At 50.9% G+C, this 23,685-nt stretch carries 13 protein-coding genes and 2 pseudogenes; 7 read left to right on the top strand and 8 right to left on the bottom strand.

What is annotated here, in order from left to right; genetic code table 11:
- Window positions 1-2 precede the first annotated feature (2 nt).
- Together AC1DQM_RS27070 and AC1DQM_RS27075 are read left to right on the top strand one after the other, a co-directional pair.
- On the top strand, window positions 3-1,289 hold the full coding sequence (locus tag AC1DQM_RS27070) for an NAD(P)/FAD-dependent oxidoreductase (protein ID WP_477747108.1): 1,287 nt from the start codon (window positions 3-5) through the stop codon (window positions 1,287-1,289).
- Entirely contained in the window at window positions 1,286-1,684 is a 399-nt protein-coding gene (locus tag AC1DQM_RS27075) for a GtrA family protein (RefSeq protein ID WP_111454885.1), read from the top strand. The genes AC1DQM_RS27070 and AC1DQM_RS27075 overlap by 4 nt, the downstream gene beginning before the upstream one ends.
- 168 nt (window positions 1,685-1,852) lie before the next feature.
- Here the strand turns inward: AC1DQM_RS27075 and AC1DQM_RS27080 are convergent.
- Window positions 1,853-1,951: pseudogene (locus AC1DQM_RS27080) on the bottom strand (IS5/IS1182 family transposase); the annotation flags it as partial.
- Window positions 1,952-2,024: 73 nt separating this feature from the next.
- Window positions 2,025-2,262, bottom strand: a pseudogene (locus AC1DQM_RS27085) (transposase); the annotation flags it as partial.
- Between the two features lie 387 nt (window positions 2,263-2,649).
- Here AC1DQM_RS27085 and AC1DQM_RS27090 point away from each other — a divergent pair.
- Together AC1DQM_RS27090 and AC1DQM_RS27095 are read left to right on the top strand one after the other, a co-directional pair.
- On the top strand, window positions 2,650-3,102 hold the full coding sequence (locus AC1DQM_RS27090) for a hypothetical protein (protein WP_477743456.1): 453 nt from the start codon (window positions 2,650-2,652) through the stop codon (window positions 3,100-3,102).
- Entirely contained in the window at window positions 3,099-5,921 is a 2,823-nt protein-coding gene (locus tag AC1DQM_RS27095) for a glycosyltransferase (RefSeq protein WP_477747109.1), read from the top strand. The genes AC1DQM_RS27090 and AC1DQM_RS27095 overlap by 4 nt, the downstream gene beginning before the upstream one ends.
- Before the next feature lie 362 nt (window positions 5,922-6,283).
- On the opposite strand, the gene AC1DQM_RS27100 is transcribed toward AC1DQM_RS27095, so the two are convergent.
- From AC1DQM_RS27100 to AC1DQM_RS27115, 4 genes are all read right to left on the bottom strand, one after another.
- Window positions 6,284-7,429: an acyltransferase family protein gene (locus AC1DQM_RS27100; protein WP_477745512.1), complete on the bottom strand. Its 1,146-nt coding sequence runs from the start codon at window positions 7,427-7,429 to the stop codon at window positions 6,284-6,286.
- Between the two features lie 204 nt (window positions 7,430-7,633).
- Entirely contained in the window at window positions 7,634-8,761 is a 1,128-nt protein-coding gene (locus AC1DQM_RS27105) for a glycosyltransferase (protein ID WP_477747110.1), read from the bottom strand.
- A gap of 1,557 nt (window positions 8,762-10,318) precedes the next feature.
- Window positions 10,319-10,612 (bottom strand): ComEA family DNA-binding protein, encoded by a 294-nt coding sequence (locus AC1DQM_RS27110; protein ID WP_477743461.1) that lies wholly within the window; start codon window positions 10,610-10,612, stop codon window positions 10,319-10,321.
- Between the two features lie 44 nt (window positions 10,613-10,656).
- A complete protein-coding gene (locus AC1DQM_RS27115; protein ID WP_477747111.1) occupies window positions 10,657-12,651 on the bottom strand; it encodes a polysaccharide biosynthesis protein in 1,995 nt (664 codons plus the stop codon).
- A gap of 670 nt (window positions 12,652-13,321) precedes the next feature.
- Here AC1DQM_RS27115 and AC1DQM_RS27120 point away from each other — a divergent pair.
- The 3 genes from AC1DQM_RS27120 (at window position 13,322) to AC1DQM_RS27130 (ending at window position 16,562) form a co-directional block, all read left to right on the top strand.
- Window positions 13,322-14,122: an ABC transporter permease gene (locus tag AC1DQM_RS27120; protein WP_064616679.1), complete on the top strand. Its 801-nt coding sequence runs from the start codon at window positions 13,322-13,324 to the stop codon at window positions 14,120-14,122.
- A 13-nt stretch (window positions 14,123-14,135) separates the two neighbouring features.
- A complete protein-coding gene (locus tag AC1DQM_RS27125) occupies window positions 14,136-14,879 on the top strand; it encodes an ABC transporter ATP-binding protein (protein WP_064616677.1) in 744 nt (247 codons plus the stop codon).
- Window positions 14,880-15,341: 462 nt separating this feature from the next.
- Window positions 15,342-16,562, top strand: coding sequence for an acyltransferase family protein (locus AC1DQM_RS27130; RefSeq protein WP_477747112.1), 1,221 nt, complete (start codon window positions 15,342-15,344; stop codon window positions 16,560-16,562).
- Between the two features lie 300 nt (window positions 16,563-16,862).
- Here AC1DQM_RS27130 and AC1DQM_RS27135 read toward each other — a convergent pair whose 3' ends face one another.
- Window positions 16,863-17,909, bottom strand: coding sequence for an NAD-dependent epimerase/dehydratase family protein (locus tag AC1DQM_RS27135; RefSeq protein WP_225609238.1), 1,047 nt, complete (start codon window positions 17,907-17,909; stop codon window positions 16,863-16,865).
- Window positions 17,910-18,106: 197 nt separating this feature from the next.
- Window positions 18,107-23,056, bottom strand: coding sequence for a glycosyltransferase (locus AC1DQM_RS27140; protein WP_477747113.1), 4,950 nt, complete (start codon window positions 23,054-23,056; stop codon window positions 18,107-18,109).
- Between the last annotated feature and the right edge of the window lie 629 nt (window positions 23,057-23,685).

The following is a 23,685-nucleotide window of genomic DNA, read 5'->3' on the forward strand; positions in this document are numbered from 1 at the left end:
CGATGGGACAAAGAGTTGCCGTGCTGGGCGCTGGCCCCATGGGCCTGGCAGTGGCCTACCAGTTGGCCAGGGACGGGCATAAACCGGTGGTATTCGAGGCGGATGACCGTGTGGGCGGAATGACCGCGGCGTTCGATTTCTCGGGCACCACCATCGAGCGCTACTACCACTTCCATTGCATTTCTGACCACGCCTTCCTGAAGGTACTGGACGAGTTGGGCTTGGCCTCGAAAATGCGCTGGGTCGAAACCAAAATGGGCTATTGGTATCAAAACCGCTTGCAACCTTGGGGTAACCCCATTGCTCTGCTCAAGTTCAAGGGCCTAAGTCTGACAGCCAAAGTCCGTTATGGCCTACACGCATTCCTGTCCACCAAGAGAAATGACTGGAAGCCTCTGGACAACGTCGAAGCCACGGGCTGGATCAAGCGCTGGGTCGGGGCCGAGGCCTGGGAAGTGCTATGGAAGCGCCTGTTCGACTACAAGTTTTACCATTACACCGATAACCTGTCTGCTGCCTGGATCTGGAGCCGCATCCGCCGCATCGGCCGCTCGCGCTATAGCCTGTTCCGCGAAAAACTCGGCTACCTGGATGGCGGTTCTGACACCCTGCTGCAAGCGCTGAAGGTCGACATCGAAAAACACGGCGGGATCATTTGCCTGAAGTCGCCGGTCAACCGCGTGATCATCGAACACGGCAAGGTTCAGGGTGTGGTCTGCGGGGAAGAAATCCAGCGCTTCGACAAGGTCATCAGCACCGTGCCCCTGCCCTATGTGCCCTCCCTGATGCCGGACCTGCCACAGGATATTCTCGCGCGCTTCGCAGCCCTCAAGAACGTTGCGGTGGTCTGCGTGATCGCCAAGCTGCGCAAGCCTCTGACCGAGAACTTCTGGCTCAATACCAACGACCCCGAGATGGATATCCCCGGACTTGTCGAATACACCAACCTGCGCCCAATGAACGAACACATTGTCTATGTGCCGTTCTACATGCCTGGTGAACATCCTAAGTTCGCCGAACCGGACCAGGCTTTCCTCGACAAGGTGCGTCGCTACTTAAAGAAGATCAACCCGACGCTGAACGATGAGGACTTCATCGATATCCGCGCCAGCCGCTATCGGCATGCGCAGCCCATTTGCGACCCGGGCTATCTGGACCGGCTGCCGCCGGTTTCGCTGCCAGTGCTAGGCTTGTGGGTAGCCGATACCTCCTACTACTATCCCGAGGATCGCGGTATTTCCGAGAGCATCGATTTCGGTAGAAACATGGCAAGGGATGCAGTTAAGTGAAACAGCTGCTTAATCGACAGTTCCTTGCCTTTCTGGTGACGGGGGGTAGTGCAGCTGCTGTCAACTTCTTCTCGAGGATTCTTTATAACCAATGGCTGAGCTTTTCAGTCTCGATCGGGCTCGCCTACCTGACCGGCATGATCACCGCCTTTGTACTGGCACGAATGTTTGTCTTTACCGAAAGCCAACAGCCCATCCATCACTCGGCAATGTTCTTTGTACTGGTCAACCTGGTTGCGGTCGTACAGACATGGATCATCAGTATTGGCCTGGCATCGTACATCCTGCCTGCAATGGGCATGGAGTCCTTCAAGCATGAAATAGCGCACGCAGTCGGCGTGGCTGTGCCGGTGTTTACCAGCTACTTCGGCCACAAGCGCTGGTCATTTCGCTGAAATCGCACGTAGAGGAGCCCGGACCACACGGCCCGGGCTCCGGGATTGGCCGCCTTGGTCGCCGCCCACAGCACCTTCAACAAAGCATGCGCATAAGCGGGCAATTTCAACGTGAATTGGTCTATGGGGCGTTAGAGGTACCGCTTGACGCCCCACGATATCGCGCAGCTCGCTGATCGAGCACCTGTTCTGCAACAGATGAATGGGCAGCATGGTCTCCAACGGATAGGGTTTGCGACTACCGCCTGCCTTCGGGTAATACGGTTCGTATCAACCTCTTCAGACCGCTTGCAACCCCTGCACTGTGCTGGTGGGCTTTGAAATAGCTGCCATCGATTTAAACCCACTCCATATCAGGATCAGTCACAAGCGCTTGAACCACATTGAGCCGCTTGTTTGTAGACCTTGCTCCAGCCACCGAATGCTTCGGGCAAGTCACTCCAGGGACAGCCTGTGCGCATGCAATACAACATGCTTTCGACCGTTATCCGTAGATCACGCTTGTTGTTGATGGTCTTGTGCAGCAGAATTTCCCGCCACTTCGACCGGTGCTCATCGCTGAGCATCAATCGGGGCATTGCAAGCTCGCACTGTCCGAGAGCTATTACAATGCAATTTTACATTTATAATTCAATTAGTTAGGACGAGAAGAAGATAGGCCTTAGGCTTTCCATGTATCGCAAAAGTCGATGGTGGTATCAACGCTCTAATCCTCCAGTACCGACCCAAAGGCACGCACTTGTCGGTTCGCAACCGGGAGACACGAACGACATTGCCTAGCAATGAACGAGGGGGCCACTAAAAAGCTTCGACTTCAAATGCCCACTCAGGTCATGGGTGAGGTGATGCAAGGCGTCATGCCATGCAGCATAATGCCGCCTACATCCATTCAATGACCGTGTTGCACTCAGTTCCTGCATTCACCCTGTTTACCAGCGCTGAATTTTTCCAAGGACGATAGCCATTTGACTGCCAAGAAAACAACCATGGTTCTGAGCATGCATCGCAGCGGAAACATCGCACTTGCGCGTGCACTCAATACCATGGGCGTTGAGCTTGGTGCCCCCCTCCATCCGATGGATATGGACCATACGGCCAGTTTTTGGAAAGACAGAGACGTCACTGCTGTCAATAACAAGCTGTTAAGCCGGCTAGATTCTGCCTCGGCGCTTGACCTGCCAGCGCCGACCGAAGATGAGATATCGAAATACATCAATGAGTATCCAGACCCTGGCTCCCGTCACGCTCAGCACCTCGAAAGCGTACGGCTCAACAGCCAGACTGAACCAAAAATACTCGCCAATGCCAACCTGGAAAGCATTTCTTTAAAAACGCAGATCAAAGCGCTAAATACCGAGAATGTAGTGGCACACGGCGCCACAACATCCACAGCAACTTACCGTCGAAGACGACCATGATAAATAACGAACAAGTAGATCAAGAACAATCCACCATCATTAAACTTTCCGATGAAAACGCCCGTCTCAAATCTGAACTGGCGGATCTAAGCGCCCAGCACAAAAAACTGGAAATAAATCTGGAAAAATGGAAAGCCTCTGAAGCGGGGCTGAAGCAAGAGTATATTCAAACACTGTCCAACTCGTGGGAGCGCTTATTTAACTCACGACTCTGGCGCCTGATCAGTTTAACGGACATAAAAAAAAGGCTTCCGTCGATAATTCTTCCCAATGGAGAAGCTTTTGACGAAAACTACTACCTCGAAACTTATCCCGATGTTAAAGCGACCGGCATTCCCGCAGTCGTACACTATCTGTGCCACGGCATCCAGGAAGGCCGCCTAGGTGTTCCAAAGCCGATATCGCCGGCTTCTCGCGACTATGCAGGCGAAAAGCAGGTTCTCGCTGGCGGACTGCTCCATGAACCGACAGAGCCATTCAACGCCGACTTCTATCGAGCCATGTATCCAGTTCTCGCCTCGCTCGATGATCCGGAACGGCACTTCCTGGATCACGGGCGGGCCGAAGGCCTGCTTGGCCGTATTCCGCTTATCGCTTTGAGTCGACCCATCGAGTCGCTGCCTATAGATAAGCCCACCATTCTGCTGGTCAGTCATGAAGCTTCGAGAACCGGCGCCCCAATTCTTAGCCTGAATATCGTCCAGCAACTTACCTCGCAATTCAATGTAGTGACACTGCTGCTTCGTGGCGGCCCGTTGGAAGAGTCTTTTATCGAGGCTGGAGCGATAGTTGCCGGCCCTGTGGATTTTTACCACAAAGAGACTTTCGCCAATTGGGTATTAGGCAAGTTCCTTGATACCTACTCATTTCAATTTGCGATTGTGAACAGTATGGAATCCCATATAGTACTCAAACCCTTGGCTGATCGCTATATTCCGACAATCAGCTTGATCCACGAGTTCGCTGTATATATTCGCCCCCGCACGCGAATCCAAAATGCATTGCTATGGGCAAGTCAAACCGTTTTCTCTGCCGACATTACACTCGACAGTGCAACACAGATACTGCCAGAACTGACTTCGTGTCAACTTCCTGTGTTGGCGCAAGGCAAAAGCATTATCCCTGGTGAGGTACATGGTCCAGCTCATATCGAAGCAGAGAAGGCGATGCTGCAAAAAATTATGCGCCCTGGCGGACCTGAAGATGACACGATCGTTATATTAGGTGCCGGCTGGGTACAAATCCGCAAAGGTGTAGACTTGTTTATTGAGTGCGCGACCCGCGTAATCAATTCACCTATAGGTCATAAGTGCCGTTTTGTCTGGATCGGTAATAATTACAATCCAGAGAAAGATAATCATTACTCTGTTTACCTTCAAGATCAGATCCAGCGCGCCGGAATCTCGGAGCAATTCAAGATTATTTCCGAAACAGCCGCCATTGAGTATGTCTACGCCCTGAGCGACATGATGCTGTTGACCTCCCGTTTGGACCCATTGCCCAACGTTGCCATTGACGCAATGGTCCTGGGCCTGCCGGTTCTATGTTTCGACAAGACAACGGGTATTGCAGAAATTCTTAAGCGCAACGGCCTCCAGGAAGAGTGCGTCGCGCCTTATCTAGACCCCCACAGCATGGCCAACAAACTCGTTCGACTGGCCTCGTCGCAAGAAGCTCGGGACAAGGTCGGAGAGCAGGTCCGATCTCTGGCTGCACGCGAATTCAATATGTCTCGTTATGTCGAACAATTACTCGCCCTTACAGAGGGTAATGCAGCCCTGTCCCGTCAGGAGCAGGTTGACGCAGCCACGATACAACAGGCCGAGGTTGTTGATTTAGACTACTACCCACCGGCAGGTGTCCAGCTATCAGGGGCTACTGAAGCTATTCGCCGATACGTACGCTCGTGGACGCGCGGCGTGTTGCGACGCAAGTTATTCCCGGGCTTTGATCCCCTCGTTTACCAGGATATGAATGCCTCGGCGGTCGGAGCTCAGGATCCATTGGCGCACTTTCTAAGTGCCGGCCGCCCCGAGGGGCCATGGAACTCGCAGAACCTTTCCTGGAAAGATCACTCTTCCACATCCACCGATAGAAAATCGCTGATATTTATCAGCCTGCGCTCTGCCGACTCTATCGAGCAAATCGTCAAGCTTCTCGTGAAAAAGTCAGCCCAGATTGATGTTGTCATTCTTGTTCCGGACGAACTGGCCGCTCTTACCATCAAGCAATGTCTTCAGAAAGAGCGATATTCAGTACTGAGCATACTGGTGAGTGAAGATCAGCCATTACTTGCGATCCTCAAACACCTGGCGAGCGTTCCTTACCTGGATTACCCAGCGATCGCGCATATCAACCTGAGCACCGACCCGATCGACATCGATTTCAGCGACTGGGAAACCTATCAGCAGTACCTGATCGAAAACATGATAGGCGGCAAGTACGATGCATTGGGAGTCATCGCGAGTCACCTGAGCAGCGATTCATCCGATACCGCTTTGGGGCTGGTTTTCCCGGAAGACCCTAACATTCATGACGCTACCGCAGACTCGGTCATCATCTCAAGCCTTTGTCAGTCTCTTGGATTCGACGCGCCCGCCTCACACCACCTTCCGTACCCAGTGAATGGATCATTCTGGGGAGCACCAACAATTTTGAGCAGGTTGCTCGCCGATGCTGACTGTTGGAAGTCGACGTTAAAGAGCCTAAAGCTTACTGCCGCGGAGCAGGAACGGATCCTTGCCCGTCTGTTGGCTGAAGCCTGCCGCAACCATGGCAAACACATCGTCACCACCGTAGTTCCGGGCATTACCTATTAACACACGTGCAGGGAACCGCTAAAAACAAAGTAAACGCTCCATAAATCCCACCTTCCAAGAAGCAGGGTTTATGGAGCGGCTGCTCTCCGAGGAGCGGGCACTGGGAAGGCTGAACCGCCCCGGACTTCCTTGATCCCCCCAAGCTCGTTGCGTAATACTTTTCAAGTTCTACCGATGACATCTGATTGTTGTGCACTTACTGGCAATGTTTAACTTGCTTATGGCGGTGTTTAGGGCAGGAACAAAAGCGCAGAAAACTACCCACCACTCAGGAGAATCTGCAGCAACTGCCGCTGAGTGACGGGCGCACTTTTCTCCAGGCAAAAAAAACCCGCCGGAGCGGGCTTTGGGGAATTATTTGATCAGGTTAACGCGGTTGAACTTCGACTTTCTTGCTTGCGGCCCAGCTTAGAAAACATATTCTTTAGTTGGGCTTGAGCTGGCAACTCAACAAATCGCCAGATGCCATATGCAAATACAAAGGTAGCAACCACAAGCAAAGGAAATATCGCATCCTTTGGCAGAGACTCAAACATATTTTTGTGCGACATGTAGAACCTGAAAACAATCTGGTGAATCAGATACATAGCAAAGCTTATTTCACCAAGAACCACAAACAATCGTTGCTTTAGAATTTTTGATATCAAGCCTCTGTTTATGGCAAAACACACCACCACCAAACCAAAAAACAGGCTTATAGCAAAGTGCGTCCAGAACTCACCTGACGCATTATTCCCAGGTCCAACGAGCGAATATGAAGCCGCTACAATGCCCTGCGTCAAAAACACAACACTAGCTACGCACAAAACCTCAAGGGCGGTGCACAGAGCAAATCCGAACCCCCTCCACCCTTTAATGTAGTCAAACACCTTAAATAGCAGCATCCCCATGAAAAACTCTTGAACCCTGAATAGCGGACTAATATATGCCAGACCGTACCCTGAAAATTCTGTCCATTTATCCGGAGAATAATAGTCACGACCGCTCAAATCAAAAATAAAAGCAGACACCCCACCCAGCAAAAGCAAAACCGCTAGTTTGAAGTACCAATTTTTATTCAGACCTGACAACAGGAACGGAAATACCGCATAGAAAAATAGCTCCGCAGAGATACTCCAAGAGACCATATTGAATGAAAAATAGTACGCAGGAACAGGAACAGTAGATTGAAGAAGAAACACATTAAGCAATGCAACAAGCCAGCCATCCTTGGCACCAAACACCCACACATATGAAGGAAGAAAGGCTACAACCAAGAGCAATGTAAAAATATGCGAAGGCCATACTTTTGAAAACCTAGAAGTATAAAACCTATAAAGACCAACAGACTCCATTCTCCCAGAATATACATAACTAAGTATAAACCCTGATAACACGAAGAAAAAACTGACACCAAAAACAAGCGGCACCCCACTCATGAATTCGCTAGAAAAAACTGAGCCCCTTGCGTGATGCAATAAGATTGCGAAGGCTGCAAAAAAACGGAGCGAAGTCAGACTGTCAATCATGCCCTTATTGTCCATGAAGGCTAATATCCTGGCGATAGCTTATGGGGGCCGGAATGATACCTTAGCTTCACTTGCTCCGTAAGGGTTTAAAGGTATTCAGGGAGCGCACACAAACGCCGGCTCGCTCCGGCGCCTTGTTTGGCGCGGGTCGAGCAAACCATCCATCCGCAGCCGCTGACGCAACTGCGGAGAAGCACGTAGATATTACACAGATCTCAGCTTGCGAATTACCTTGCCTGCAAAACCACGCAACCCGCCTGATGCTACAGGTTGGACGGTAAAAGGTTCAGATTCAGATGCAGATGCAGGTGCAGGTGCAGGTGCAGGTGCAGGTGCAGGTGCAGGTGCAGGTGCGACTGCGGTAGGGCTGAAAAAATCCTCCTTACCGGTGAGCGAGATGAAATCAAGATAATTGAAGCCGTGAATCGATTCGATATGCTCCTGCTCTTTGGGGCAGGTCATTAACTGGTACAGCAACTCGATACCAAACAGTCGAGTACCAGGGCAATTACCTGTGTTGATGGCAACCATTGCAAGCAGGTACTTACTGTTAGCCCCTTGAGCCGTCACCCATTGCTCAGACTCCGGAAAGGCCTCAAGAATATCGGCGAGTGGCAAGTCGACATAATGCTGCTTCTGCAGGTGCCACTCCAGCTTCAACCGGGTTCGTCTGTCCGGCCGATCACCACTGGCATTGGACTGATCGGAGAAAATCCGATGCAAGGTCAATTTTTCCTGAACCACATGGATGTCGCTTACCTTCAATAGGCGCGTCCACAGTTCCGCATCATCGATCTGGGCATGTGCACACTTATACAAACCGCTCTGCTCGTAAGCGTTTCGTCTGACCAATGCACTAGGATGGCACAGACGATTTTCATTGAAGAAGAGACCCCGCAGCCAGGCTGCTCGGGATTTATTTGGCTGATTGAACCAATCGATCGTTAACGGGCGGTTGTTTTCATCAATACATTGCACATGGGAAAACACTGCGCCTATTTGCGGACTCGCCTCAAGTATAGCGACCTGCTTCTCCAGTTTATCCAGCGCCCAGGCATCGTCCGAGTGATGGATGGCAATGTACTCGCCAGTTGACTGGGTTTCGATAGCACGGTTGATGTTGTAAATATAACGACGCGTCCGATCATTCCGAATCTTGATGATTCTTGGGTCATTGTAGGTCTGGATCAGCTCCCAAGAAGCATCTGTCGATACATCATCAACGATGATCAGCTCCCAATCACTGAAGGACTGATTGACAACAGTATCGATCGCCTGCCTGATGTATTTATCATGATTGAAAGATGTAAGCACAATCGACACTTTTGCCACTTTACTCTCCTTTGCGCTACTTCATGAACCGCACAATTCTGCGCAAGTACTAATTCCGCTTTCAAAAAACTATACACTGAATCCCCCCGGATTTTCCAGACGCTCCCAGGCTCATCACGTAATGCTTTTCGAACTCTACCGATACCAACAGATTATTGAAATCATGAAGGCGTTGCGGGTTACAGATCATCTCGATGCGATCGAACAGATCTGCTGCGCGGGAGCGATCCAAGGCCCCCACCTGCCATCACTACCCCCCCCCTGATTGTCATACCCCTTAGCGATGCTCCATCGGTTAGAACGTGAGCCCGCAGAACCACTGCGAGTAGCGGGTCCAAGCACTGAAAGCGCAACTCCGTGGTGTGGACAAGGAGTGAGATGGGCGCAGTGCAATAATAGAGTGCTGGTCGATCTCGAGAATAAAAGGAAAAGACAGATCCATGTCGAAGAATGTTCATATGCCTGACACCCGGACTGAACGGGTGTTCGGGCTGGATGTCTTGTGCGCGATCGCTGTACTGTCCGTGCTTGTCGGACACTCGCTCACCCATGGCACGTCGCCGGACAGGCTGCTCGCCTACATTGCCCCCAAGCAGTCACCGGCGTCGAGATTTTCTATGTATTGAGCGGTTTCCTGATTGGCCATATCTTGTTACGTTCGGGGTCGCCGATCTCAAGCAAATCTGGTCGTCCTTCCTGTTCATGCTGAATTTTGCATGGCCGACGCTCCCTTTTTTTCTCGTGGAGCCTCGCGGTCGAGGAATGGTTTTATCTCCTGCTGCCAGTCACATTCGTGGTGCTGCGCACGCTGCTGAAGACCGACTGTCGCGCGATAGTTCGTCTGTGTGCCGCTTGCCTGCCGGAACGCGTTCGGACTCCACTTGTCCGACTGGGCAGGGTTCGATATATAGCGCGGCCCTTCGTCGTGCGCCGCCTCCATTCGCTGTTCATTGGCGTGCTGTGTGCTTATGTCCGGCTGAATCATCCGTCGGCATTCACGCGAACGGCTCGATATTAGCCTGTCGCATTTGTGACCTTCCTCATCCTGAGCGGCTTGCTGTCGGTCAATTCTGCAGTTATCTCCGGATATTCAGTCGCGCGTGCTGTCTATTTCCCTCAGCTGTCGCTCAGTATTGCGTGCCCGCGCCATTCTCTACTACGCGTTCGCGAACCTGACCTACGTATTTGTCAAGCGGCCTTACATGCGGTTGCGCGACGTAAAGCTTGGGCACACCGACGTGCGCAGTGGCAACGTCGCGATATCAGAGGCGGTGGAGTTGCGGACGACAAAAGTCGCCAAGCGTCGGCCGGTGTGGGGCAACCGGGCTGAGTTCGCTCATGAAAGACTTCTTACCCTGCAGCGAGGTTCGCAGCCAGCCGAGACACCCTTGCCCCTGGCTAACACGCCCCCTGCCCGGCCTGAAGAGGTCTTTCACCTCCAAGTCACCAATGAGGCCACCACAGCCAGGCTGGTTGCGCTAACGCGCAACACGCTATGCTTGGCGCACAAATAAAAAAGCCGGTCAATGACCGGCCTCTGGCACTCGCGCCCACGAATCAGTTCACCTCAAGCTTGTCGCGATTCTTGCCCAGAATCACCTTGCCAATGGCCTTGACCTCCAACAACTCATCTACCGACGCAAATGGCCCATTACTCTCGCGATACGCAACAATTGCCCTGGCCTTGGCCTCGCCGACTCCTGAGAGTTCACGCTGCAAGGTAGTCGCGCCCGCCCCGCTCAGATCAACTTTTACAGACTCCACCGAGGGTGTAGTTTGCACCATCGGCGCGGTAACGTTATCAGGGTTGACCACAGGTGCAGCAATGGCTGCAATAGAAGCACTGGTCATGGGACAATTCTGTCAAAAATGTGTCCGTTACAGAGTTGTAACAATCAAGGTTCGAGGCGACGCTGCTGGTAAATCAAGTCCACGATTTCACCGTCCGGCGCGTAACCACTGACAGTGTCACGCAGAAGTTCGCGAACCCGCGAATAATCATCCCGCTCAACGGCAGACAGCAACTCCATCAAGTTGCGCTTGAGCACTTCCCAAGGCAAATGATCCTCTTTGGCGCTCATGATCATCGGATGCCGGGTAGCAGACACGTTGTCGCCGATCAGCAACTCTTCGTAAAGCTTTTCCCCGGGACGCAGTCCAGTGAACTCGATGGCAATATCGCCTTGCGGATTTTTCTCCGAGCGAATGCTCAAGCCAGACAGGTGAATCATCTTCTCCGCCAACTCAATGATCTTGACCGGCTCGCCCATGTCCAGCACAAACACATCACCCCCCTGCCCCATTGAGCCGGCCTGAATTACCAGCTGTGCCGCCTCGGGAATGGTCATGAAGTAACGGGTAATCTTCGGATGGGTAACCGTCAAAGGCCCACCCGACTTGATCTGGCTGTGAAAAAGCGGAATAACCGATCCCGATGAGCCCAGCACATTACCGAACCGCACCATGGTGAAACGGGTCTTGTTGACCCGGGACACATTGGACTTGTCCCCGAACAACACCGGTGCCAACTCACGACTGAGGGCCTGCAAGGTCAACTCGGCCAGCCGTTTGGTGCTACCCATGACATTGGTCGGGCGTACAGCCTTATCGGTCGAGATCAGCACAAAGTTTGCAACACCAGCCTCCAATGCAGCCTGAGCGGTATTGAGCGTCCCGATCACATTGTTGAGCACGCCTTCGGCAATATTGTGCTCAACCATCGGCACGTGCTTATAGGCCGCCGCGTGATAAACCGTGTCCACGCTCCAGGTCTTCATTACATCCAAAAGTTTATGTGGATGACGAATCGACCCCAGTATCGGCAACAATCGGACAGACAACGACTCACGAGCAATGCGATGCTCGAGCTCAGACAAAATACTGTAGAGATTGAATTCGCTATGATCGAACAACAGCAGCGTGGTTGGCCCCAGGGAGAAAATCTGACGGCAGAGTTCGGAACCGATCGAACCGCCCGCCCCCGTCACCAAAACCGTCTTGCCCTTGACGCATCGAGCCAACAAATCAGGCTGCGCCGGCACCGAATCCCGCCCCAACAGGTCAGCAATGTCGACTTCCTGAATGTCATCCACCTTGACCCGACCACTGGCCAGATCAGTGAAATTCGGAACACTGCGCACATGAAGCGGGAAGTCCTCCAGAAAATTGAGAATCTCCCTACGCCGCGCACGAGTCGAAGACGGCAACGCCAGAAGGATTTCCTGAGCACCAGTCACGTCGATCATCTGCTGAATATGCTTGGGCTTAAAGACCTGCAACCCAGCAATCGAACGATCCGCGATAGAGGAGTCGTCATCGATAAACGCCACAGGACGCATCACGCGCCCCATGCGCAACGCTGCAACCAACTGGTTGCCCGCGACGCCAGCACCGTAAATGGCGACCTTGGTCAAACCATCGTCTCGATTGACAAACGGTACATGCTGCGCAGCGGTGAACCAATCGCCCATGAAATACTGACGCATGCACAGACGCAGGCCGCCAATGATTACCAGGCTTAGCCACCAATAATTGAAGATGATGGAGCGCGGCACCACGACTTCGTGATTGCTGTACCAGTAGACGACCACGGCGAGGATCAGCGAGGACAGACTGACTGCCTTGACAATGGCAATCAGCGCGTCATTGCCGAAGTAGCGCATGACGGCGCGGTACATGCCAAAGCGTACGAAAAGGGGAATGGCAATAATCGAGGCACTGACGAACAGCCAGAAATGCGACTTTAGCGGATTGTACATGTCGTCGATGCCGAGGCGGACGATAAAGGCCAGCCACAAAGCGACCCACACCAAAACCACATCGGTGGCGACCTGTATCAGTCTTTTTTGCCTACGAGGCAAACCCAGCAAAACTCTCCGTACTTTATCCATTCAAACTTTCGAGCACGCAGCCCCCCTCCTTTTTACGCGGTCGTTGGTCAGCATTGTAACCTCAATGAGGACGAGATCGCCCAATACTTGCACATGGCAGGGTCCAGGAAGGAGCATTTAACTGAAAGCGCCGCTATAATTCACCCCTCTGACCGGCCTGCCCGACAGACAGCGCACGGAGGCGAAACTCGCTTGAAAACCACGAAACGTTGCTGCCGCGAAACTGCTCGTCGGCAACCATTGGCTAATCGCTCCGCCCGCTTCCGAGCAGGCGATTTATTGGAGCCTGACGATCAGACGCCGTGACTTAAACCCAAAATGCGTTTCTGGGGTGAGGGAAATTTCTTGGGAGTTCACCTCTGACCGTGGGATGATAGAAAAAGTGCGAATCATCTGACAGAGACTTTATTTATGATCGCTAGCACACCTAGCCCGCTCGACACAAGCGCTTATTTTTTAACGAATAGCCCAAGCTTGGCATGATAGCGAGCGCGCGCCATACGAAATAGCTGCAGACTTTATGCTCCCTCCTTGCAACAGAGGGAGGCACTCTACGTGGAGCACATCCCGCGATCGCAAAAAACTGGAAACCAGACGGGATGGAAAAAGTGACACTCCCCCCTCCTACAAGATTACAATCATTGACTGTTTTGACAACCCGGTGTTTCGAATGCTAAACAACTCAATTACCGCCGCCATGGCAGATATAGCGACAGCTGTAAAGCGCTATTCTCTGGTAGGCATGCTCGGATGGCAGGATGTACGTCAACGGTATAGGCGCTCTGCTGTCGGACCGTTTTGGCTAACCATCAGCATGGGCGTTATGATTGGTACCATTGGCCTCGTATTTGGCCAAATATTTAACTCCCCCATGAAAGACTTTCTGCCATTTCTTGCAGCAGGCATGATTCTCTGGAGTTTTATTTCTACCTGCGTGTTAGAGGGCTGCACCAGCCTCATCGCCGCAGAAAGTATTATCAAACAACTCCCCATCCCATTATTCGTGCATATTCTACGCACAATATGGCGCAATACTTTGATCCTCGCGCACAACATCGTCATTTTCCCGCTTGTACTGCTGGCTGTTCAGAAGCCATTGGGTCTTGGAGCGCTGTTGAGTGTCCCGGGCTTTGCACTGCTTGTTCTCAATCTGGCATGGATCTGCTTGATATTGAGCCTTTTATGCGCTCGATATCGCGATCTCCCGCAGATCATTGCGAGCGCCTTGCAAATTGCCTTTTACTTGACGCCAATCATGTGGCTTCCAAGCCTGCTACCAGGACGAGCCGGCACTTATTTACTGGATTTGAACCCCATCTATCACCTCATACAAATCGTCAGGGCCCCCTTGCTCGGACAGGATGTGAGCACTGTTAGCTGGTGCGTGGCCGGGGGCATGGCTCTGTTTGGCTGGTGCATAGCGATCATCATCTATGGCCTCTATAAACGTCGCATTGCTTATTGGCTCTAAGAAGAAAACTATTATGGCTTGTATTGAATTTCATAACGCATGCGTTGATTTCCCTATCTACAACGCAAGTTCTCGCTCTCTGAAAAAGCAACTGATTCAAGTCGCTACAGGCGGCAAACTCAGTGCCAACGACCAAGGTCGAGTGATCGTCAGAGCACTGGAGGACCTTACTTTCTCCCTCAATGACGGAGACCGGGTTGGATTGCTCGGTCATAACGGCGCTGGCAAAAGCACATTACTCAGACTGCTGAGCGGTGTATACGCCCCCTCCGCTGGCACCGCCAGTATCAGCGGCGAAGTCGCTTCCCTCATTGATATTTCATTAGGGATAGACCCGGAGGCATCCGGCAGGGAAAACATCTTCATGCGCGGCATCCTGCTTGGGATGACAAAAAGCGATATTGCAGAAAAACTCGACGAAATCATTGAGTTTTCAGAACTGGGTGACTTCATTGACCTGCCGGTACGCACGTACTCTTCCGGCATGCACTTGCGCCTGGCCTTTGCGGTATCGACGACCATCAGACCTGAAATATTGATCATGGACGAATGGCTGTCCGTAGGGGACGAAGGCTTCAAGCACAAAGCAGAAGCCCGGATGAACGAACTGGTCCAAGCCACCAGCATTTTGGTGATAGCCAGCCACTCCCGTGACCTGGTGCTGCATACATGCAATCGGGTCATTTGGCTGGAGCACGGCAAAATAAAAATGGACTCGGATCCCGAAACAGTTACCCGAGCTTATTTTGGACACTAATATTTTCGTTCGCGCCTGCAACCCTCAATAAGCTAATAAACCGGTGAACTCATAAAAAACCACTTTATCAAGTTAGGATGAACATTGGTTTTTTATGAAAGTAGCCGCTTAGCCATTGCAGCGTAGAAGCCAAAGCAACAACACCTCTTGCCAGCTACACCTCATGATGTAACCCGACGCAACAGCCGAAAATGTTTATCTGCATCCAATCCCCCCCAAAAAAACTATCGATAGCCTCGCAACTCCGATTGAACGGGTCATTATGGTGACGTTATTCACCTACCTGCGCTGACGTGCTCGTCAACAAATTCGGCGACCGTGTGAAAACTCCCCCAGCGCGGAGAGAGACGACGCCACCGCTGGGCAACTCCCCCAAAGCTATTGGCCAAGGCTAGCCAAAACAAATAAATATGCCTATTATCCCGCACTCATAGATCAAACGATAAATGTTCAAGGCCTGACATGTCAGCAAAACTGGAAACTGGAAGCAATAGACTATTCCCCCTAGAAGCCTATAGGGGAATAGCTGCATTTATTGTGCTTGTTCACCATTTTTTTTTAGGGTTTTCCCCATATACAACTGGATTATTAGGGGACGCACGAAACAAAGACAGTTTAATAGGGCAGCCATATTTTGCTCTTTTTAACGGCACAGCAGCTGTCGGCTTTTTCTTCACCCTTTCCGGGTTTGTTTTATGCTGGTCCTATTTTAATCATGAAAACCCACAAAAACTGCTTCTGGCATTCCTTAAAAGATTTCCGAGACTAGCCGCCACAGTAACGATTACCACTGTCGCAAGTTACTGCTTATTCAAGCTTGGTTTTTACTATTTCCACGACGCTTCACAACTTAGCTTGAGCCCATGGCTTGCGACATTTGCTTACGGATGGACGCCAGGGTTTGAACCGAGCTTCTGGGGAGCTCTAACACAAGGAATGACAACTTTTTTCACAGGAGTAGCTAGCTACAATACAAACCTTTGGACTATGAAACCCGAATTTTACGGCAGCATGATTGTCTTTATGCTTGCATGCTTTATTTCAGTAATACTCGAATACCGCTACCTTACTTATGCCTTCATAATCATTTCAATATCAGCACTGTTCTATAACGACTTCATATTCCCCTTTGTTGCCGGTACATTTCTTTCTGTTTATCTGACCAAAAACAAAAATGAAATCCCCTTCCTCGCTTCCATAGCATTAATTATTTTCGGGCTATACTTGCTCGGATACATGATCCCGGAAAAATCATACGCTTGGGCTTCAGTCATCCCAGATATTATGAAAGCTCACACCCAAACCTTGCTCCACACACTTGGTTCTGCCTGCATAATATTCGCAACCATGAGCAATCAAAAGGTTTTTAAAAACCTGAACGGGAAATTTTTAAGGGGTATTGGAAAAATCAGTTTTCCACTCTATCTTGTCCATACCCTTGTGATCTGCTCACTATCAAGCTACGTATATATAAAACTTGCAAATCACGGAATCAGCAACACACAAAGCTTAATTATCGTATTTATTGTCACCGCCACCACTTCAATAGCACTAGCAGTACCACTCTCTCGCTTTGATGACTGGTGGGTTAAGCAGGTCAATTCAATCACACGAAAACTATTGAAAGAAAAACAATTAGTCCATCGACTCGACCCACAAGATGCACCTGCCGACCACCGATAAATCAGCTACAGGTGCGTAAATGGCCTTTCACGGATGAAAGGAAATACAGAAACAAGAACGCCGATTTGATTGATGATGTTCGCGGGTGCAAACATATCTAACAAATCGGCGTTCTTATACGTAATATTCTGGAAGGGCATTTCTTTCGTCACAACCCGGCCGAATGGCAACCCTTTACAGATCGATTTGACGCCTTATGCCCCCCCGCTTTTGAAGCCTTCCCAGAGATCGTAACCACCCCATAAGCTCACCTTCCAAGAAGCGGGCTTATGGAGTGTTTACATCGTTAAATCAACGTGCTTATTCCGGATTATCCAATAACCAAGCAGCAAAGCGCTCCAACCCCTCATCGAAACTCACGAAAGGGGCCCACCCCAAAGACTGTTTGGCGCGCTCGATATCCAGGACACTGACAGGCACATCAAATCCTCGACCCGACAAGTACTCACGACTGGCATTTCGCCCCGTGACCCTCTCGATCGCGTCAAGAACCTCATTGAGACTATGTCCGCGCCCTGAACCGATATTGAACACATGCTCTTCACCGGATTGCGCTGACGATGCCAACAACGCTTTCACCACATCAGAGACATGAATGTAGTCACGTACAACCGTGCCATCGCCCCAAATCTCAACCGTCTCGCCACGCAGGACTTTGCCAAGGAATACGGCTACCGCGCCTTGGCTAGCATAGGTGCGCTGCCCCTCACCAAAGGGGTTTGCAAGACGTAGAACAGTATAATCAAGGCCGTATAAGCGATGGAAAAGCGCCAAATACTTCTCGATCGCCAACTTGGCAATTCCATAGGAACAGGCCGGGTCAGTAGCATGGGTTTCTGGAATAGGTACTTGCGTAGGGTCTCCATACACCGTGCCGCCGGAGGAAATAAAAACAATCTTCCTCAGCCCGGACTTCACCGCGAGGTTTAGCAGGCGGATGGTCGCAACGACATTGCTCTCCACATCGAAGACGGGATCCGCATTTGAAGACTTGGGGAGGGTCGTAGACACCAGGTGATAGCAAACATCGCAACCTTCCAATGCCTTGGCGACTTCGGCCTCGCTGGTGAAGTCTCCTTCGCAAAGCTCGAAATTAGGATGATTGAAGTGGGATTCACCCAACGGCGCCACATTGGGACGATCGAAACAGCGCACAAAATGGCCCTGATCGAGCAATGCGTCTATTAAGTGGGTGCCTATGAAACCACGCCCCCCCAAAACCAGGGACCGCTTAACGGGATTAGGGGAAGTGTTCTCGGAATTATTCAACGTTGCCCTCCAGCGCTTGATATGGTTGAAACTGCCGCCTTGTGCAGCAGCAGACAAGGCGGGCGTGACCTGCCCCATCCTTGGCAACCATTGCAACGACCTACACTTTATTGTTTAACGGAACACACTGTGACGGCTAATGATACGTCAAGAGAGGCGGCTTACCAAATTGCCGGAGACGCCCGTCTTGCTCTCAGCGCAGGCCTGGTAATCAGCCGGACCTGCCCTGTGAGCCCTCCCCTTAACGCTAGCTGTCCTGCTTACAGCAACTCCGGCTACAGGTCTTGGACAGTCAGGCCAGCGCCTTCGGCCTTCGCCGACTCCGCCCTGCGCTGCTGAATGTCACGCTCGAACAAACGAAGATATTGAGAGGCAACGGCGTCAATTCGATATCGACTGGAAACGTCTTTCACCAGGCCGACGGCTTCCTTGTATTTCCGTTCATCTGTCGCGAACTCTGCAATCACGCGGGCCGCACTCTCGATTGGGACGACCCAATCTTCCAACCCGATAATCTCCCCGGCAACGCCACTCTCTATCGTCAACATGTTTTTGATGTCGCCTACGTCTGTGGCAATGTATGGCTTGCCGGCGAACAGACAATCGACAATGGTCAGAGGGAAACTCTCTGACCTGAAGGTCGATAACATGATGCCCATGTCCGCGGCAGCATAATGGCCTACGGAGTTATCACTAAAGCCAGCCAGGTAAACGAAGTCCGGCGCACCTGCTTGACAGTATTCATCGTACACCAGGCCATTACCGACCAATATAATACGGATGTCCCGACCGGAAAGTGATCGCGCAAGTTCTACCGCCTGGATAGCTTCGCCCCAGCCTTTATCGGGAATTGCCCGACTGACACAACACAATACAAAAGCATCTTCCGGTATACCCATCTGCACGCGCGAGATTGGAACGATTTCCGGCGGCTGCAACCCGTTAGGAACCTTGACGAAACGGGGAGAAGACTTGTCGTACAGTGAGATGTCCGAGAAAGGAACAAGATTTTTCTCAGCGGTGTAGACCCATGTACTGACACCTTTGTCAGCAATGCGCAACTGTTCATCAGTCACTCCATTGCCATGTTCAATCATCCCGTGCAGAGCAGCCACATGGGCGCCAAGCTCGGAAAAAACATCCGGGACATCGACCGGATACTTCTGAACGTACCACTGGTGGCTATTAAGTGCTTCAATTCCGAAATCATGAATGATCTCTTTCACTGATTCGATATTCGACGTCTCGATCACCGGCACGTCGTTTCTCAGCATCTTGCGAACACCATCTTCGCGTTTTGGTATCCCGGCGCTAAACAAGGAGACGGAAATACCTTGGCGTTTAAACTCGTTTGCCAGTCGAATCGGGAGAATTTCGGCACCGCCCGGATAGAAGCCGATGGTGGAAACCATCACGTTCGGCAGTCGGTCAGCCCTTGCACGAACAATCGAATCATGGTCGTACCAACGTAGAAACTCTTCTGCGGAGCCCCCGACATAGTGGTCATACAGCTTCTTGCTGGATTCCTCACAAGCCTCAAGCACCGACATCGGAACATTGTAGAGGGACTGGACCGTTCTGTTCGCCACCCCGAGCTCGCGATAAAAGACCTCTTTGCGATAAGTGGTGTTAGCAGTACTTGCATAATGTCGACGGAAATAGTTTGTACCCTCAGTGGAGTAAGCAATCTTTCCGCCACGCATGATGTGCAAATAGAAGACCCAGTCACCGGCAACCTTCATTGATAACCACGACTGATCATCCAACAGTGGCATATCAACGGGACGCTTGAAAAGCACGCCACTGGCATTAGGTATTGTGTTTTTAATACCCAACGCCGAGCGCACTTCGTTATGCGCTGTGCTTACATAGGAACCCGCCCATTTATTCGCACACTCCAGATCACTTACATAGTTAAGGAACTGGTCCGGCATCACAACTTCGTCGGTCGTTACGAACTCACATTTCGAGTACGCAAGCATGACCGCTTCATCATCAAAACAACTAACAAGCGCCTCCAGGAAACGCTCATCACAGTAATCATCGCTTTCAGCGACCCATACCAGATCACCTTTGGCCGCCTTGATCCCCTTAGCCCACTGATGAAAAACGCCACCCGAATTCGTCTCATTGAACAACAAGCGCGTTATATCAGGGTACTTTTCCGCATAACCAGTTAACACCGAACGGCTATCATCAGTCGAACAGTCATCCATCAGGATAACTTCTATATTCTTGTAAGTCTGCCCATAAATACTATCCAGCCGACGAGCAAGGTAGCTCTCGTGATTATAGTTTGGAACAATTACCGAAACTTTTGGCATAACGATACTGGAATCAATATCCAGCAAAGCGCGTGTTGTTTCGTTCAACCGACCAAAACCGGTGATACTGTCTGGCTCAAGGAAAAGTCCTTCCTGCCAATTGTTCCAGGCATTCACGAACAGTAGACGGCGATCCTCGGGGAGCGCCTTTCTCGCACCCCTGATCGCCGCGTCAAGCCAACGTCCATAGTCACGAATGTGAAAGCGCGAATACACAAGAGGAGAATATTGCTTAAGCGCAGTTTCATCACGCCCCAATGAAATAGCGTGGAAAACCGGAGTAGTACGAAGATGTGTTTTCTGCGCTCGTACGATCCCTTGCGAAGCAACAAGGTTATACGGAACGGTATCTATTCCATTCTTGTTTTGCGGTGTAAATACGCCAGTTTCGCCCGGTACAGGATCTGCAGAAAGATCAAGCACGGCGTCACACAAACCATCCAGGTCCTGCGCCAACTCTTCCGAACCCGCAAAACCAAACTGAGCAATCAGGTACACGCCGTCACACAGTTCATTCAATCGCTCACGTAGCTTGCGAATTGAATCAACGATGTCTTCGTCGTACTCATTGAGCTTAACTACGATAACGGGACGCTCATCAACCCGCACACATCGCTTATCAGCTAGAACTGCAACAACAGGCGTAATCAAGTTGTTCGCCAGGCCTTCCAGATGCAAATCTATTTGAACGCAGAAATTAAAGTCGATTTCTGTGTGGGCAAGAAAAATGTCCAGAGGCTGTGGCGACGCTTGCACAACCGAATCCGCGCTCAGTTTAAAGCAAAAGCCAAAAAAGCCATGGCTCTTGGCACTGAGTACCTGCTGGGTGAGCACACGCCCATCCAACGGATCATACAACCCAAGCATCTTGTCAGGACGTGGTCGCTGCGAATTGCCTTTGGCAGCGAATCTGGCACTACGCAACGCCTCCCAGTCAGGCGATACATAGAACGCGAGCAACTTGATGTCGCTGTTAACCTCACCAAAACGGATGTCGTTTTCGTGATTAATGAGTGCATCCGGTACCGCTATTCTATGCTCCGCCGCGCCAGTGACAATGTAATGCCAAAGCGGGTTGAGACCAATGTGTTGAATGTCTTTGTAAAGTGCGAGATAGGCGCGCGTATCAAAGTCCATGGAAGGATTTTTACCTTCGCGCCAGCCCTGTTCGCAGTAGTGCCTGAGCGGATCGACCGAGACCTCTGGCACATCGCTGTACATCGCAAGGTAGTACTTCTCGTCGAACAATCCTGACTTTTTGACGGCTTCGATCTGTGCCTCGAGCACGGCCTTGAGAACCGGTATCGGTGTATATTCACCATACGGATTGAAAACCGCATTGCGCCCGACGGGTCGACGCTTGACCGCCGTCATTTCGCAAATACGAACTGGCAATCTGATTGGGCGACCTTCGAGCTGTCCGCATTGAATGTAGTGAAGCAGCGGATGAACCTGAGCCTCGGCAACATCAGGGTTGGCCAACAGATAATCCGAAGGACTGAAAGCGGCGCAAGGATTGCGATTTTCTATCCAGCCCTTGAGCATGTAGTGCTTGAGTGGATCAGTGCCTTTTGCACGCACTTCTGCATTATTGGCCAGGTAATAATCCGGATCAAACAACCCGCTTTCCTGAATCTCACGAAGAGTATTTTCGTTATAAAGCTCTCGACGACGCCTTAACGAGTCGACAACTTTACTCCATGTCAGCGTTCTGACGTTATGGACGGACTCTCGCACAAACCCTGAAACCATGCGCACAGACGACATTAAACGCCAGGAATGCGAAGAGAGTAATGCCTGGAGTTCCTGCTGCGTCTTGAGCAGATCAGCCTTCAGACTGACATTCTCTTTTTCGTAATCAACCAAAACGGCTTTGAGATCGACTAACTGCCTATTGAGCACACCCACAGATTGCTCAAGACTGGCGATATGCCGGTCACGCTTAACCAAAGAACCCATGAGCTCTTTTAACTGCGATTCACGTTCGAACAGAGTCGGATTCAATGACGCAATTCGCTGATTCAAATCCTCGATCTGCTGGGTCAAGTCCTGAATCTGAAGGGAGCGCGCACCTATTTGTTGACGACTTTCCCGAATCAGCCTGGCCGCGTCAAACGCAAGATCCAACTGCTCTACCGAAAACGCTTCTGTACGTTCTGGTACTTGCCTATCATATTCGAAGACATCAAAATCTTCGGCATACAACTCTTTAATCAAACTCGCACTTCGTTCCGTTATAAAAGCAGGAAGGAAGGGAATGACATTTTCACTTTGCGAAGGCTCTGCGAAAGGATCGGCGGCCTGCTCACCGAAGTGCTCCGATAATGCTTTATGGAGTTCAGAGGAGTTTTCAATTTTGACCAACAAGGAATAATTGATCAAATCCGGACGCAATAGCGTCGCTTGAGGCGCCCAAAAATCTTTTTCAGGTGAAGATGCGCTATTACTTGCGAGATACTCCAGAAACGCCTCAAAAGCCGAAGCAACATCCGCTACGCTTTTTACCGGCTGCTGTAATAACTCAAACTTTGGATACGATGCGACCTGCTCCGGATCTTGTAACAGTATTTTCGACTGCCATGCAGAGAAGATGCGCTTATAAGGATTTCGTACGGCGGCAAATCGAAAATACGTATCAGCAAGAAGAGGTTCCAAAAGGTCGTCTATTTCCAGCCCGCTGACATGGGGCGCAACCTTGTGAATCTCGTGAACAACTTGATCAGAATTGCTTCCCGCAGCCTCACCGACGCCGCGCAAGGCCTGCGAGCAACCTTCCAGTGACGCAAACCACCACTTCAGGGAAGTACTCGCAACTTTGGGGGTACTAACGTATAAAACCTTGTACTTCTCGGAACGGAAACTGTTCCACTTGAGATAGTCGAAGACTTTTTGTTTGTCCACTGATGACAAATCACTAATATTTAGCATATGCGTCAAAAAATCCTATGGGCATGCTGACTCTCAGCAACGCACTTCCAAACGAGTAAATTATCTGCACTAATACGAACACCCTGTAAGACGGCTACAACCATAGCCCTACATAAAAGGGTAACACTTGCAAATGACCACTCCCTGGTTCCACGACGACTTTACGTCGACGACGTTAGCCCCCTTGGGCCGAGTGAACCTCAAACGCGGTCACTGACCCGGAGCAAACAAGCGCGAAACCATCCAAAACTGATTTATAACATTTTTTGGTCTTAACATTCAAAATAGCTCAGAAATACCGGGTTCCTTACCTATGGTCTAGCTGCAGCCCCCAACAAAAAAGCCCCCCCCTACCGCCAAGAGCGAAAAACACGTCAACCCCAGGCAGACTGAATCGTTGACGGGACAGAGGATGGGCAGCTCGAAACCATCCCGGCCCAGACCTGCCCCCCTCCCGAAACAGCCAGATTTGATTACTTTAAAGGGCTGCCGCCGTCCATCTGAAAAAAAGCCAGAATATTGAGGAGCAAAAAACCAATAAAGAGTCAACAAATCGTATACAAAACCAACCACTTCGACTAACGAGCCAGAGCTACATCAGT

The sequence above is a fragment of the Pseudomonas sp. 01L34 genome, assembly GCF_056400265.1.

Bases quoted from the DNA above. Each gene is read 5' to 3' on its own strand.
- AC1DQM_RS27070 (WP_477747108.1), top strand. From the start codon at position 3: ATGGGACAAAGAGTTGCCGTGCTGGGCGCTGGCCCCATGGGCCTGGCA.
- AC1DQM_RS27095 (WP_477747109.1), top strand. From the start codon at position 3,099: ATGATAAATAACGAACAAGTAGATCAAGAACAATCCACCATCATTAAA.
- AC1DQM_RS27100 (WP_477745512.1), bottom strand. From the start codon at position 7,429: ATGATTGACAGTCTGACTTCGCTCCGTTTTTTTGCAGCCTTCGCAATC.
- AC1DQM_RS27110 (WP_477743461.1), bottom strand. From the start codon at position 10,612: ATGACCAGTGCTTCTATTGCAGCCATTGCTGCACCTGTGGTCAACCCT.
- AC1DQM_RS27115 (WP_477747111.1), bottom strand. From the start codon at position 12,651: ATGGATAAAGTACGGAGAGTTTTGCTGGGTTTGCCTCGTAGGCAAAAA.
- AC1DQM_RS27120 (WP_064616679.1), top strand. From the start codon at position 13,322: ATGCTAAACAACTCAATTACCGCCGCCATGGCAGATATAGCGACAGCT.
- AC1DQM_RS27125 (WP_064616677.1), top strand. From the start codon at position 14,136: ATGGCTTGTATTGAATTTCATAACGCATGCGTTGATTTCCCTATCTAC.
- AC1DQM_RS27130 (WP_477747112.1), top strand. From the start codon at position 15,342: ATGTCAGCAAAACTGGAAACTGGAAGCAATAGACTATTCCCCCTAGAA.
- AC1DQM_RS27135 (WP_225609238.1), bottom strand. From the start codon at position 17,909: ATGGGGCAGGTCACGCCCGCCTTGTCTGCTGCTGCACAAGGCGGCAGT.